This is a genomic window from Ensifer sp., from assembly GCF_031989085.1.
GTDB lineage: Bacteria > Pseudomonadota > Alphaproteobacteria > Rhizobiales > Rhizobiaceae > Ensifer.
Window position 1 is genome coordinate 264381 of sequence record NZ_DALZXU010000002.1, and the last position, 13569, is coordinate 277949.

12 protein-coding genes are annotated in these 13569 nt (G+C 62.8%); 8 read left to right on the forward strand and 4 right to left on the reverse strand.

The window, feature by feature from the left end; translation table 11 throughout:
* Positions 1-148 precede the first annotated feature (148 nt).
* From RTP54_RS14165 to RTP54_RS14175, 3 genes are all read right to left on the reverse strand, one after another.
* A complete protein-coding gene (locus tag RTP54_RS14165) occupies positions 149-1222 on the reverse strand; it encodes a porin (RefSeq protein ID WP_312363579.1) in 1074 nt (357 codons plus the stop codon).
* Positions 1223-1367: 145 nt separating this feature from the next.
* A complete protein-coding gene (locus RTP54_RS14170; RefSeq protein WP_312363582.1) occupies positions 1368-3023 on the reverse strand; it encodes a hypothetical protein in 1656 nt (551 codons plus the stop codon).
* Between the two features lie 313 nt (positions 3024-3336).
* Positions 3337-4122 (reverse strand): GntR family transcriptional regulator, encoded by a 786-nt coding sequence (locus RTP54_RS14175; protein ID WP_312363584.1) that lies wholly within the window; start codon positions 4120-4122, stop codon positions 3337-3339.
* Between the two features lie 165 nt (positions 4123-4287).
* On the opposite strand from RTP54_RS14175, the gene RTP54_RS14180 reads away from it, so the two are divergent.
* The 5 genes from RTP54_RS14180 (at position 4288) to RTP54_RS14200 (ending at position 10006) form a co-directional block, all read left to right on the forward strand.
* The gene (locus RTP54_RS14180; protein ID WP_312363585.1) at positions 4288-5274 is read left to right on the forward strand and encodes an ABC transporter substrate-binding protein; all 987 of its coding nucleotides are present in this window, start codon (positions 4288-4290) and stop codon (positions 5272-5274) included.
* 137 nt (positions 5275-5411) lie between these two features.
* Complete coding sequence (locus RTP54_RS14185; RefSeq protein WP_112811457.1) at positions 5412-6191, forward strand: ABC transporter ATP-binding protein; 780 nt, start codon at positions 5412-5414, stop codon at positions 6189-6191.
* Between the two features lie 7 nt (positions 6192-6198).
* On the forward strand, positions 6199-7122 hold the full coding sequence (locus RTP54_RS14190) for an ABC transporter permease (RefSeq protein WP_112818115.1): 924 nt from the start codon (positions 6199-6201) through the stop codon (positions 7120-7122).
* A 13-nt stretch (positions 7123-7135) separates the two neighbouring features.
* Positions 7136-8377: a kynureninase gene (gene kynU / locus RTP54_RS14195; protein WP_312363591.1), complete on the forward strand. Its 1242-nt coding sequence runs from the start codon at positions 7136-7138 to the stop codon at positions 8375-8377.
* 198 nt (positions 8378-8575) lie between these two features.
* Positions 8576-10006, forward strand: coding sequence for an NAD-dependent succinate-semialdehyde dehydrogenase (locus tag RTP54_RS14200; protein WP_312363593.1), 1431 nt, complete (start codon positions 8576-8578; stop codon positions 10004-10006).
* A 72-nt stretch (positions 10007-10078) separates the two neighbouring features.
* On the opposite strand, the gene RTP54_RS14205 is transcribed toward RTP54_RS14200, so the two are convergent.
* Positions 10079-10984, reverse strand: coding sequence for a LysR family transcriptional regulator (locus RTP54_RS14205; RefSeq protein WP_312363594.1), 906 nt, complete (start codon positions 10982-10984; stop codon positions 10079-10081).
* Between the two features lie 143 nt (positions 10985-11127).
* Between RTP54_RS14205 and RTP54_RS14210 the strand changes: the two genes are divergently transcribed.
* From RTP54_RS14210 to RTP54_RS14220, 3 genes are read left to right on the forward strand one after another with little or no spacing between them, the layout of a single operon-like run.
* A complete protein-coding gene (locus tag RTP54_RS14210) occupies positions 11128-12084 on the forward strand; it encodes a dihydrodipicolinate synthase family protein (RefSeq protein WP_312363596.1) in 957 nt (318 codons plus the stop codon).
* 20 nt (positions 12085-12104) lie between these two features.
* Positions 12105-12647 (forward strand): 3-hydroxyanthranilate 3,4-dioxygenase, encoded by a 543-nt coding sequence (locus RTP54_RS14215; protein WP_312363598.1) that lies wholly within the window; start codon positions 12105-12107, stop codon positions 12645-12647.
* A gap of 27 nt (positions 12648-12674) precedes the next feature.
* Positions 12675-13481 carry an aspartate dehydrogenase gene (locus tag RTP54_RS14220; RefSeq protein WP_112811462.1) on the forward strand — a complete coding sequence of 269 codons (807 nt, stop codon included), beginning with the start codon at positions 12675-12677 and terminating at the stop codon, positions 13479-13481.
* Positions 13482-13569: the final 88 nt, after the last annotated feature.

The following is a 13569-nucleotide window of genomic DNA, read 5'->3' on the forward strand; positions in this document are numbered from 1 at the left end:
CGGCGAGGGAATGCGAAGGTGGCGCCGACGTGGCCGACGCCATGTCGGTGGGCGCTGTCCTGCAGTGTCACGCCTGCAGAGGTCGAAAGGACTGGCTTTGGGCCGAAAAGCGTCGACGGCGATGTTGCCGCCGACGCTTGCTTGCGGGTTAGAAGTTTCTCTGGAAGCGCACGACGCCGCCGAAGGCGTCTTCGTGTCCGCGGAAACCGCGGAAGGCCGTGTAGTCGAGTTCCGGGGTGATCTTGAAACCGGGTACGACCTCATAGGCGACGTTCAGCGCGGTATTCCATGTGCCGTCTTCCTCGACCGAGATCTGGCTGTTTATCGTGGCCTTCTCGCTGACCTTTGCTGAAAAACCGCCCCACATCGCCCAATCGCCATACCAGCTGCCGTAATAGTTCGGGCGGGTCGGGTCGGACTGGTAGGCGCCCATGACGAACAGCGAGAGCGCGTCTGTAACGTCGAAATTGGCACGGGCCTTGAGAGCCCAGGCATCGTAGCGGGTGTCGTAGGCGACCATGCCGAAGAGCGTGCTCCGGTCCTGCTCGTATTTGACGCCGCCAAGGACGTGCGGTACGCGGTCGGCCCTGAGGTCGAACCACTCGCGCCGCGCGACGCCCGAGGCATCGACAGCCTCCAGCTCCCACGAACCGTTGCCTTCCTCGGCCCCAACCATGGCGGAGAAGCCGTTTCCAAAGTCGTGGGTGTAACTTGCCTGCATCGTGCGGTCACCGGAGTAGTAGATGACGTCGTCATAGATGACGTTGCCGGCACCCCAGGTCCAGTTGGCAAAGAGGGAATCGGCAATGCCGACGGAGAAGCCGGCAAGCTCGATGACGGCTTCCGAAATATAGACGCGCTCTCCGGACGCCTTGTGCTCGAAACGGGTCTCCAGATAGGAGCGCAGCGTTCCCAATTCGGTTTCGTTGCGGGCGTCGAAACGCAGCGTGGCCCGCGCCTTGCCGGGCAGGCCGTCGAGCGAGCCACCCCAGTAGACATCATCGCCGGCAGCCACCTCGTGGCGCAGGTAGCCACTGATCTTCAGGCAGGTTTCGGTCCCCGGGACAAAGAAGAAGCCGGTACCATAGGCATCGCAGACGCGCACATATTCGACGGGGTCGGCATCCGCTGCCGCCGCCGGCGAAATGCCGGCAATCACGCAGAGTGCCGTTACGGCACTTTTGATAAGGATCGGCGACGCTGCGCTGGTTTGTTTGTTCATATCGCGTTGGTTCTCTCGTTGTTTGAAAATTGGAAATGCTTCGCCGGCCCTGTCCGCGGCGCGCGGGACAGGCAGATCCTGATCGGGACTGATGGGGTGGCGAAGGAAGGGCCGGCGTCGCTTGCGATACCGGCCCGGTCGGGTCTTACCCGCGCGGCGGCCAGACGTCGGCGGCAAGGCCGGTCTTCGGTTCGCCGAGCAGAGGTGTCTTCAGGGCGCGGATGCCGTCGATGCTGATCAGCCAGATGATGTTGCGGTCATACTCCGTGAAGACCGCGAAGCTGGCGTTGTCATAGGTGTATTCCGGCATTTCCTCCGGCTTGGGGAAGCGCGGGACGTAGTAGCCGGCGATCTTCGGGTCCTTCGGGTCCTTGACGTCGAAGATCTGCAGGCCGGCATTGTAGAAGGCATAGGGCAGGATACCGTCGCGGCCGTGGCCCGGCTGGTGGGTCGTGCCGGAGCGCTTCGGACCGAAGCTGCCGCGACGCTGGCAATAGTCGGTGAACTCAGCCTCTGCCGGCGGGGTCGGACGCGGGAAGGTGGCAACGACCTTCGGGTCCTTCGGATCCTTGGCGTCGATGACCAGTACGTCCTTGTAGGGCTCATAGCAGTTGGAGTTCATCGGATAGCCGTTGGCAAAGACATAGCCGGTGCGCTCGTACTGGCTGGTGTCGGCGTTGTCGAATTCCGTGCCGGCAAAGCTCGGCGGAATGCTCAGATGGCCCATCATCTCCGGCGTACCGGGCTTCGAGAGGTCGAAGGTGTAGAAGCCGAGGCCGCCCATGGCGCCGAAGCCGATCATCCCGCCCTTCTCCACCGGTTTCGGCAGGAACAGCGGCATGCGTGAGCCCATCCAGGACGTGCGGTTGCCCGCGCGCGGGTTCATCAGGTAGGCGTCTTCGCTCGTCTTGTCGCCGACGACCTGGCCCGGTACGGTGACCTGGCTGACGAAAAGCGGATTGGCCGGGTCCGTCATGTCCCAGGCCTGGTAGCCTGGCGAATGCAGGTAGTCCGGATATTCGGTCAGTGCGTAGCTGTCGTCAGGCGCCGCCGAAAGATACATGTACTTGCCGCCGAACCAGGCGGGCGCGTCGAGCGAGCCCGAGCCCTTTTGCTTGCCAACCGGCGCATCGGGGTTGTCGATATCGGTCGTGCGGGTGGCGATCAGCTTCCAGTCGCTCGGCAGCGGACCGTTCATCTCGTAGACCTTGAAGCCCTTGAGCGAATTGTACTTACGCAGCGTTTCGACGATGTCCGGCTGCGTGCGCTTGTTGTCGAGAATGCCGAAACGGCCGATCTCGTAGGAGGCAACCACGACGTTCTTCTGCAGCTTTTCGCTCCAGGCTATGGTCATGCCGCCGAAATAATCCTGGACGGTCTTGGCGTCCCAGTCCTCGCTTGAACCTTCAGGTCCCCAGACCCCGCCCTTCGAATAGACGACCTTTGCCTTGGCCGGGTCGGTGATGTCGAGCACGCGCATGTAGTCGCGGTCATGCAGATACATGTAGCGCTTGCCGTCAAAATCCGCGACATCGGGCCAGGCATGCCAGGGCGACGTGATGTGCGGGTAGAAGGCGATTTCCTCGACATTGCTCTTGTAGGTCTTGCCGTCCCAATGGCCGAGCTGGCCCGGAAAATTGGGCGATGCGCCGAGGGCGGTCGCCCGTGGCGCAATGAATTTGCCCGTCGCCGCGTCCATGCCGTAGTCCTTGCCTGGCGTCAGTTCCGGGGGCTGCTTGTCATAGGTCAGCTCCGACCAGCGCTTGAGGTGCGGATCCTGGATATTAATCTCTGTCGGCACCTCTTTTTCCCAGCCGGCCCCAAGGGCAGTGCCTGCCGCCAGACACAAAATCGAGCATGTCATCATCAGCCTTTTCGGCATGTCCGTCTCCTCCTGCAATATTGGTGACTGCCCGCGTCCGGGGTTGGCAGCGGCGCAAGGCAAACGGCAGCACTGCGGCGGACGCCTCGCGGCGTTGCTTTCCCTGTGCCTTCATTGTGAATGTGAAATGCGCAGGCGCCCTCACGCCTGCGGAAGTCACGCCGCTCCCGTTTGCTGGACGGTATGAAACAGAACCGCTTTCCCCATAACAATCGCCTTAATCGGCATTAATTCATGCGGTATCTTTATGAATACGTCCGCGCGCACCCTTCTTGCGGGCTGCAATTGCCGCCGCTTCCCCTTCCTCGATGGCGTAGACTTCCAGCGGGTAGCCGAAATGCTCGGCCATCAGCAGACGCGCTCGCTCGGCGTTGCGATCGAGCACCGCCTCCATCAATTCGGTATGCGGGCCGATCGATTGCGCCTTGTGCAGCGCGGCCATGGCCTCCTCGTATCCGGCAGTCTCGCCGGCGGCCGCCCGCAGCGCCGGCGCGAAAGCCAGGAAGCGGTAGTGGCGCTGGAGCTGGTCGGAGATGGTGGCGCGGAAACGCATCAGCCAGCTCGATTGCGCCGCACTCAGCAAGGCTGCGTGAAAGGCCTCGTGTCGCTCCATCCAGGCGTCGACGGCCAGATCGGACGAATCTTCGAGGATCGTCTTGCAGCGCGACAGACGGTAATGGGCCGTGACGATCGCCGATTCCCATTCGGCGCCGCCGCGCTGCATGGCTTCCAGCAGCAGTGGGATTTCGACGACTGTGCGCGCCTTCGTCAGATCTTCCAGTCCGGCCCTCGATACCGGCGCGACGGTGAAGCCGCGATTGGAGATCGCCACGACCAGCCGTTCGGCCTCCAGCCGTGACAGAGCCTCGCGCAACGGTGTCCGCCCGACGTCGTAGGTCTTGCTCAGGAGGTCGACGCGCAATGGTGCGCCAGGTTGCAGCCGGGTCATGAGGATGCCCGTCCGCAAAATCCGGTAGGCGATCTCAGTCTTCGTGCCGTTCTCTTGTTCTTCCGTCACTTTCACTCCCCTGAAGGCCACCGTTATCCACGGTGCCACTTATTCGAAAAGAATATATGATAATCTCAAAACGAGATAATTGTATACTATTTCGTTGACTTTGCCGCGCGGCTGCGCTTCCTCATCCCTCGTCGTGCTGTCAATGCGACACTGGAGGAGGAACACATGGTGACCACGAAATCTAAACTTATCACAAGCCTGATGGCCGTCGGTCTGATGCTGGCCGCGACCGGTTCGGCCGCTGCCGATCCGATCCGCATCGGCATTGCCAATTTCGGCGAACACCCGCCGCTCAATGCCGCCATCGCCGGCTTCAAGCAGGCGCTTGCCGAAAACGGTTTCGTCGAGGGCAAGGACGTGGTCTACACCGAAAGCCACACCAATTTCGACGCTTCGCTGGTGCCGCAGATGATCGCGAAGCTGCAGGCCGAACAGCCGAAGCTCGTCTACACCGTGACGACGCCGGTTTCGCAGATCGCCAAGAAGGCGCTGGCCGGTTCCGGCATTCCGGTGATTTTCACGGCCGTCACCGATCCGGTTGCCGCCAACCTCGTGCCATCCTCTGAAAGCGGCGACGACGGCATCACCGGTGCGACCGACAGCCAGGACATGGCGGCGGTGCTTGCCTTCACCAAGAAGCTTCTGCCGAACGCCAAGCGCCTCGGTCTTCCCTACAATCCGGGCGAGGCCAATGACGTGGCGTTGCTCGAAACCGTACGCAAGATCGCGCCGGAACAGGGCTTCGAAGTCGTCGAAGTCGGCGTCGACAATCTCAACGACATCCAACAGCGCATCACCTCGCTCGCCGGCAAGGTGGACGTCATCTACGGACCGACCTCCAACATGATCCAGCCGGCCATCGCGGCCGTCGCATCGGCCGCCCGCCAGTCGGGCATCCCGGTCGTCAATGCGGTCGATACCGCGGTGCTGGAAGGCTTCGTGCCGGCGAGCTTCGCCGTCAACTACCAGCAGGTCGGCAAGAATGCCGGCAAGATCGCTGCCGAAGTATTGAAGGGCAAGGACCCGAAGTCCATCGCCCCGGTCCGCCCTGCCGTTGCAGATCACCAGGCGCTGATCTCGAAGAAGGCCATGGCAGCCTTCGGCATTGAGATCCCGGCTTCGCTCGCAGACTGCAACTGCATCGTCGAGTGACCTGACGCCGTCGGCGGACGGTACGCTGAGCACCGTCCGCCTGAGCGCCCAGAGCGCTCTACCCTTTTGTTTTTTTCGCAATTCCGGATGCAAAGCCGCCCACATGCTTGCGCTGGAATTGCTCTAAGGAGGAACGGATGCTCGAAATCCGATCTGCACGTAAGGTCTTCTACAGGGGGCAGCCCGACGAGAAGATCGCCCTCAACGATCTCAGTCTCACGCTTCCGACCGGCAACTTTGCCATCGTCATCGGATCGAACGGGGCGGGCAAAAGCAGTATGCTGAACGCGATTTCCGGCGCACTGATGCTCGATTCCGGAAAGATCCTGATCAACGGAGACGATGTCACGTCGATGCCGGTGCACAAGCGCGCAAGCCGCGTCGCCCGGGTGTTCCAGGATCCGATGAAGGGCACCGCTGCCTCGATGACGGTGGCGGAAAACATGCTGCTTGCCGAATTGCGCGGCAAGAAACTCGGCCTCAGCCGGGGCCTGAACGCCAAACGGCTCGCCAGCTATCGCGAGCGCCTTGCCGCGCTCAATCTCGGGCTGGAAAACCGGCTGGAAACGCGTGTCGAGTTGCTTTCGGGCGGCCAGCGGCAATCGCTATCGCTGATCATGGCGACGTGCGATCAACCGGACTTGCTGCTGCTCGACGAGCATACGGCGGCCCTTGACCCGCGCACCGCCGACATCGTCATGCAAGCGACGGTCCGCGCTGTCGAGGCCTTCAATCTCACCACGCTGATGGTGACACACAACATGCAGCACGCTGTCGATTTCGGCCATAGCGTCGTGATGCTCGACGCCGGCAGGACGCGGCTCGAGATCACCGGTGCGGAAAAGGCCGAAGTTACAATCCCGAAACTCATCGGTCACTTCGGATTGAAGACCGATCGAATGCTGCTGGCGAGCTGAGACGGACATGGACACGGTTTACACTGTTATTTCGAACTTCATCGCCCTCGTGCCGGTCACGCTGGCGCAAAGCCTCATCCTATCCTTCATCGTGCTCGGCATCATGTTGCCGTTCCGCATGCTGAACTTTCCCGACCTGACCAGCGAGGGCGCATTCCCGCTCGGTGGCTGTGTCTGCGCGCTGTCGCTTGCTGGCGGTGCCCCGGGCTGGCTCGCCATTCTCGCGGCGATGGCCGCCGGGTTTCTTGCTGGAAGCTGCACGGCCTTCGTGCATCTGCGGTTCCGGATCCATACATTGCTCGCCGGCATTTTGATGATGACCATGCTCTACAGCATCAATCTGCGGCTCATGGGAAAATCCAACCTCTCGGTCTACGGCACGCCAACCATCTTCGATGGCGTCCCCTTCGCTGAGCCAGGATTCCCCGTCAGCAAGATTGTCGTCGCCGGGCTGCTCGGCTTGGCCGTCTATTGCCTGCTGAACCTCTACTTCCGCACCGAGCGCGGCACCGCCATGCGCGCAGTCGGCTCCAATCCTGATATGGCCGAAGCGCAGGGGATCAGCATCTGGGCTGCCACGATCGGTGGCGTCGGCCTTGCCGGTGCTTTCTCGGCGACCAGTGGCGCCCTCATGGTGCAATCGCAGGGTTTCGCCGACGTCAACATGGGCATCGGCACCCTGATCAACGGCCTTGCCGCCCTGATGATCGGCGAGGCGATTGTCGGCAAGCAGACACTCCGCCGCCAGCTTGCAGCCCCCTTCGTCGGCGCCATCGTCTACTACCAGCTCGTCTCGCTCTGCCTTGCTGCCGGCATGCCGCCGACAGACCTGAAACTTGCGACCGGCCTCTTCGTGCTCGCCATGCTGGCGTTGCCGACCCTCAAGCGCGCGCGCGGCCCCATGCCTGCCCGTGAAACCATACGTGAATAGAAGGACTGCCCCTATGAACATCGATATCCATGCCGTCGAGGCGCTGGACCGCGATGACCCGCTCGCGGGCTTCAAGAGCCGCTTCGATTTGCCCGAGGGCGTTACCTATCTCGATGGCAATTCGCTCGGCGCAGCGCTTCACGCCTCCTATGCCGAGATCGAAAAGGCGGCGAAGCTCGAGTGGGGCCGGGACCTCATCCGCAGCTGGAACAAGGCCGGCTGGTTCGCCCTGCCTTTGACCCTCGGAGACCGCGTCGGCCGGCTCATCGGCGCTGCACCCGGCCAGACGGCCGTCACCGATCACACCTCGGCAAACGTCTACAAGGCTTTGCATGCGGCCCTGGGCCTCAATGCGCAGCGAACGGTCATCGTGGCGGAAAGCGGCAGCTTCCCAACCGACCTCTACATGGCCGAGGGCGTGATGGCGACGCGTCCCGGCACGACCATGCGACTGGAGGGCGTTGACGCACCCCGGATCGAGGATCTGATCGACGATAGCGTCGCCGTGGTGCTCGTCAATCACGTCAACTATAAAACCGGTGCGCTGCGCGACATGGAGGCGCTGACCAGGCGCGCCCATGCGGCCGGCGCACTCGTCGTCTGGGATCTCTGCCATTCGGCCGGCGCGTTGCCGGTGGAACTCGACCGCTGCAACGTCGATTTCGCCGTCGGCTGCACCTACAAGTACCTCAACGGCGGGCCCGGTGCGCCGGCCTTTATCTATGTGGCCGAGCGGCATCAGGAAAAGGTCAGCCAACCGCTCAGCGGCTGGTGGGGCCATGCGCGACCGTTCGGTTTCGAGCGCGACTACGACGGTGGCCCGGGTATCCTGCGCTTCCTATCCGGCACGCAGCCGATCCTGTCATTGCGGGCGCTGTCGGCAGCCCTCGACCTCTGGGACGAGGTGGACATGGCAGCGGTCCGCAAGAAGAGCATTGCGCTCACCGATCTCTTCATCAAGCTCGTCGAGACGCGCTGCGGCAGGCATGGCCTGACGCTGGGCGGGCCGCGGGATGGCACGGCACGCGGCAGCCAGGTCTCCTTCGAACATGAGGGGGCCTATCAGATCATGCAGGCCCTGATCGAGCGCGGCGTCATCGGCGACTTCCGCGCTCCGGCGACCATCCGCTTCGGCTTCACACCGCTCTATACGAGCTACAGGGATGTGTGGGACGCCGTAGACGTGCTGCAGGACGTGATGGAAACCGGTGCGTGGAACGATGCCCGCCATGCGGTGCGCAGCGCCGTAACCTGATCGTCAGCGAGATTGAATGCAGAACAGGCGCTCTCCCGGCCGGGAGAGCGCCTGTTCGCGTTTGCGCGTGGCGTGAACACTTATCACATTTCGACATCAATTCATTCAACCTATGTGGATTGTTATATTAGACCGCTGATTGCATCCATTGCTGCAAAGGAAGGCCAGCCTTCCAAGGAATGGTGAAAAGGCAATCTCATGGCTCAGGAAACGCATGCTCAGCTCTATATCGGCGGCAAATGGAGGGCGACCTCCGAGACACTCGCCGTCATCAACCCCGCCAATGAGGATGTCATCGGCAAGGTCGCGGTCGCGCGCGCGACGGATCTCGCCGACGCGACCGATGCGGCCTGGCAGGGATTTCAGATCTGGAGCCGGACATCGCCCGCAGCGCGCGCGGCAATCATCCTGAAGGCGGCGCAGTTGCTGCGCGAGCGCTCCGAAGAGATTGCCCGCTCGATCACCCTGGAAAACGGCAAGCCGATTTCCGAAGCGCGCTCGGAGGTCATTCGCGGTTGTGAGTTCTTCGAATGGGACGCCGGCGAATGCGTGCGCCTCTATGGCCGGATCATCCCCAGCGCGCCGGGCATCCGCTACATCGTACTGCATGAACCGATCGGCCCGGTCGCGGCCTTCTCGCCCTGGAACTTCCCGATGAGCCAGCCGGCGCGCAAGATCGGTGGGGCGCTCGCGGCCGGCTGCTCCATCATCATGAAGGCCTCCGAGGAGACGCCGACCGGTGTGGTGCACATCGCCCGCGCGTTCCATGATGCCGGCCTGCCGGCCGGCGTGCTCAACCTCGTCTTCGGTCATCCTGCCGAAATTTCCGAATATCTCATCCCGCAGGACCGCATCCGCATGGTTGCCTTCACCGGTTCTACCGCCGTTGGAAAGCATCTGACGACGCTCGCCTCTCAGGTGATGAAACCGGCACTGATGGAGCTCGGTGGTCATGCACCGGTCATCGTCTGCGAGGACGCCGATCCGGTGGCGGCCGGTATTGCCTGCGCGACCCGCAAGTACCGCAATTCCGGTCAGGTCTGCACCTCGCCGACGCGGTTCTTCGTGCACGAGACACTCTATGATCGCTTCATCGCGGCCTTTGTTGAGAAGGCGCGGTCCATCAAGGTCGGCGACGGCCTCGATGCCTCGACCCAAATGGGGCCGGTCGCCAATGATCGTCGCATTGCTGCCCTCCAGGAGCTCGTCGACGACGCGCGCGCCAAGGGCGCACGCATCCTGTGTGGTGGTGGACGCCTCGACGGCAAGGGCTATTTCTTCGCGCCGACAGCGATCGCCGATCTGCCTGACGATGCCCGCGCGCTTTCGGAAGAGCCCTTCGGCCCGCTCGCCCTGATCAATCCGGTTTCTTCGGTGGAGGAGGCAATCGGCAAGGCCAACGCGCTGCCCTTCGGCCTCGCCGCCTATGGCTTCACCAATTCGACTGCCAATGTCGATCGACTCATGCAGGGCATCGAAGCCGGCAACCTCTCGATCAATACGCTGGAGGCCTCGGTGGCTGAAACGCCGTTCGGTGGCGTCAAGGAAAGCGGTCTCGGCCGCGAGGGCGGGGCCGAAGGCCTGCACCACTATACCGTCATCAAGAACGTTTCACTGCAGATCGCCTGACGACTGCTCCGATCGCCGCCTGAAATCGAGGCCGAAACCGTTGTTCAGACGGCTTCGGCCTCGTGCTTTTCGTCAACCGACAACCGGAACCATGTCACGCAATACCTTGCGCAGAACGGTGCGTACCGCGACCGTTGCCGGGGAGGGGGTGCGCTCCCGCGCGGTGATGATCGCCACGTCCCGGGCGATGGATGGCTCGACCAGTGGTCGCGCGACGACCTTTCGGCCGTGCAGACCGGCAAAGGCATAGGTCGGCAGGATGGCAAGTCCCGCTTCCCGTTCGACGAGGGAAAGCGCGGTGTTGATCTGGTGCACTTCAAGCGAGGGGCGCAGCGGCACGCCCGCGCTTTCGAACCCGACCTCGGTCAAGAGCCGGATGTTGCTTTCACGCGTCAGTGTGATGATCGGCTGGTCGGCCAGCGCTGACCAGGCGACTTCCGCCTTGGAGCAGATGGCGTGACCCTCCGGGGCAAAAACCATCAGCTGGTCGCGCAGGACGCGTTGCATCTCAAGCCCGTCCTCGTCGCTGGCGAAGGTTCCGACACCGAGGTCGCAAAGGCCGCTGCGCACGCGGGGGGCGATGAGGTCGGTTACCACGTCCTCGATCCTCAGCTTGAGGCTGGGGTGGGTCGCGGCGACCTCCTGCAACAGACGTGGTAGTACCGTCGCGCCGAGGAAGGGCGGGGCGGCGATGCGCACCAGGCCAGTCCGCAGTTGCCCGAGATCGTGAACCGCATCGACGGCTCGCTCGATTTCCGCAAGCCCCGGCAAAGCCCCGGCGGCGAAGACGCGACCGGCTTCCGTCAGTTCGACGCGCCGGGTCGTGCGGTCGAAAAGCCGTGCGCCGAGCAGGGCTTCAAGGTCCCGGATCGCATGCGAGATGCCGGCCTGGCTGGTGCGCAAGCGCTCGGCGGCGCGGGAGAAGTTGCCGAGTTCGACCACGGCCTGGAAACATTTGATCTGACGGAGATTGAGCATCGGGCGATCCATACTGATTTCAGCATGAATATATACGAACTATGCGCCTTTATGAATAAAATTTTCCAGCGCTATATGGCGACAACAGAGACCGGGACGGCCTGCTTCACGCGCCGCCGGGAGCACATGCGACAGGGAGCGTCATGAAATACCAGCGTAAAGATGCAAAGGCCCATTCCCGCGCGACGATGCGCGGCATCTGGGCGGCGGCGAACACGCCGTTCAAGGCCGATGGCACGATCGACGAGGAGGGATACCGTCGGAATGTCGAGCATTGGATCTCCGACCTTGGCATCGACGGTCTCTTTATCGCCGGAAAGCAGGGCGAGTTCTTCTCCATGTCGCTCGACGAGCGCAAACGCATGTTCGATCTGTCCGTGGACGCGGCCGGTGGCCGGGCGCAGACCATTATGTCCTGCTCGGACCAGAACATGGACGTGGTGATCGATCTTGCCCGCCACGCCCAGGCCAGTGGCGCCGACTACATCGTCGTGCATGCGCCGGTCCTCAACTTCTTCAAGCAGCAGGACGAGACGCTGCTGCGCTACTACGAAACCATCGCTTCGAAGGTGGATATCGGCATGGCGCTGTGGTCGCATCCCGACAGCGGCTACCTGATGAGCCCTGAGCTGTGCAACCGGCTCGCCGATATCGAGACGGTGGTGGCGATCAAGTATTCCGTGCCCCGCGACATGTACAAGACGCTGACCGCTCTTGCCGGCGACCGCATCCTTGTCTCCACCGCTTCGGAAGAAGAATGGCTTGATAACGTGCTGGAGCTCGGCTGGCAGCTTTATCTCTGCTCCTCGCCGCCCTACACGCTGCAGACCAAGTCAGACCGGCGGATGGCCGAATACACAGCACTTGCCTTTGCCGGGAAGGCAGAGGATGCGCGCGCCGTCAGCGCCAGCCTGCAGAACGTTCGCGACGCTTTCCGCAAGACGAAGCCGGCGGAAAAGCCCCATGCGCACCAGAAGTATTGGCAGGAATTGCTCGGCCAGGTGGGCGGCGCAGTTCGACGCCCGCTGCTGGAGCTGACGGACGAGGAAAAGAGACTGACCCGAGCCGCCTTTGAGGAGTGCGGCTTGAAATTGCGTTAAACGGGAGAGGGAGGAAAACCATGACCAAACTGAAAGCCTTCAACCTGCAGAAGTGGATCGACGAGCACAAGCACCTGCTGAAGCCGCCGGTCGGCAACCAGCAGATCTGGAAGGATGCCGATTTGATGGTGACGATCGTCGGTGGTCCCAACAAGCGCACCGACTATCATGACGATCCCGTCGAGGAGTTCTTCTACCAGCTCAAGGGCGACATGGTGCTGAAGCTCTATGACGGCAAGGACTTCTACGACGTGCCGATCCGCGAGGGCGACATCTTCCTGCTACCGCCGCATGTGCGCCATTCGCCGCAGCGGCCGATGGAAGGTTCGATCGGTCTCGTCATCGAGCCGACGCGGCCGGAAGGCCTGCTCGACGCGGTCGAGTGGTACTGCTTCGAATGCACGGATCTGGTGCACCGCGCGGAGGTGGATCTCGAATCCATCGTCGACGACCTGCCGCCGATCTACCAGGCCTTCTACGCCGACGAAAAGCTGCGCACCTGCCCGAAATGCGGCACCGTGCACCCGGGCAAGACCCCGCCAGAGGGCTGGGTGACGCTCTGAACCGATAGCGAGACAGCGGAGGATCGCATGTCCACAGTCGAAACCATTTGCCTCGTCGGCTGGGGCGCCATTGGTCAGCGGGTTGCGGCGCTTCTGAAGGCGCGCGGCGCCGGCGCCCGGATCGCCGGGATCGCGGTGCGCGATCCGAAGGAAGTCGAAGGGACCATGCCGGACGGTGCGGTTCACCTCGCCAGCCCCGAAGCGTTGGCAGCGACGGGGGCGACACTGGTCGTCGAGGCAGCGAGCCGGGAAAGCGTGTTGCCATATGCCCGTGCCGCACTGGCTGCGGGCATGGATTTCGCTGTCACCTCCACCTCGGCGCTTGTGGATGTCTCCGTCCTTGACGAGTTGGTCGAGCTGGCGCGGCGCAACGGTCGCAAACTCATCATTCCGCCGGGCGCGCTCGGCGGCATCGATGCGCTCTCGGCGGCCTCGCGGCTGGGACTGGACAGCGTCGAGCACGTCATCACCAAGCCCGCCAGGGCTTGGATTGGGACGCAGGCAGAGCAGCTCTGTCGCCTGACGGAACTGCAGGAGGCGGAAACCTTCTTCGAGGGGACGGCGGCGGAAGCGGCCACGGCTTTCCCGCAAAACGCCAATGTGGCGGCGACCACCTCGCTTGCCGGCATTGGCATGCAACGGACGCGCGTGCGCCTCGTCGCCGATCCGAGGGCCGTGGAAAACATGCACTGTATTCAGGCCAAAGGTCCCTTCGGCACGTTCGAAATCCGGCTTCAGAACCGTCCGCTCGCCACCAACCCGAAATCCTCGGAAATGACGGCGCTCAACCTTGTACGCCTGATCGAAAACAGGAGCAGCGCGCTCGTCGTCTAGCATCGGCGTTGCGTCCCGGGCTGCGAAGAGCGGACGATTGCCAGGGGACTGTCGGTCTAAGTCTCCGATGGTTCGTTCACGGTGATTG

Coding starts and splice junctions, on each gene's coding strand:
- RTP54_RS14220 (WP_112811462.1), top strand. CDS start 12,675: ATGTCCACAGTCGAAACCATTTGCCTCGTCGGCTGGGGCGCCATTGGT.
- RTP54_RS14205 (WP_312363594.1), bottom strand. CDS start 10,984: ATGCTCAATCTCCGTCAGATCAAATGTTTCCAGGCCGTGGTCGAACTC.
- RTP54_RS14215 (WP_312363598.1), top strand. CDS start 12,105: ATGACCAAACTGAAAGCCTTCAACCTGCAGAAGTGGATCGACGAGCAC.
- RTP54_RS14180 (WP_312363585.1), top strand. CDS start 4,288: ATGGTGACCACGAAATCTAAACTTATCACAAGCCTGATGGCCGTCGGT.
- kynU (WP_312363591.1), top strand. CDS start 7,136: ATGAACATCGATATCCATGCCGTCGAGGCGCTGGACCGCGATGACCCG.
- RTP54_RS14165 (WP_312363579.1), bottom strand. CDS start 1,222: ATGAACAAACAAACCAGCGCAGCGTCGCCGATCCTTATCAAAAGTGCC.
- RTP54_RS14200 (WP_312363593.1), top strand. CDS start 8,576: ATGGCTCAGGAAACGCATGCTCAGCTCTATATCGGCGGCAAATGGAGG.
- RTP54_RS14210 (WP_312363596.1), top strand. CDS start 11,128: ATGAAATACCAGCGTAAAGATGCAAAGGCCCATTCCCGCGCGACGATG.
- RTP54_RS14185 (WP_112811457.1), top strand. CDS start 5,412: ATGCTCGAAATCCGATCTGCACGTAAGGTCTTCTACAGGGGGCAGCCC.
- RTP54_RS14190 (WP_112818115.1), top strand. CDS start 6,199: ATGGACACGGTTTACACTGTTATTTCGAACTTCATCGCCCTCGTGCCG.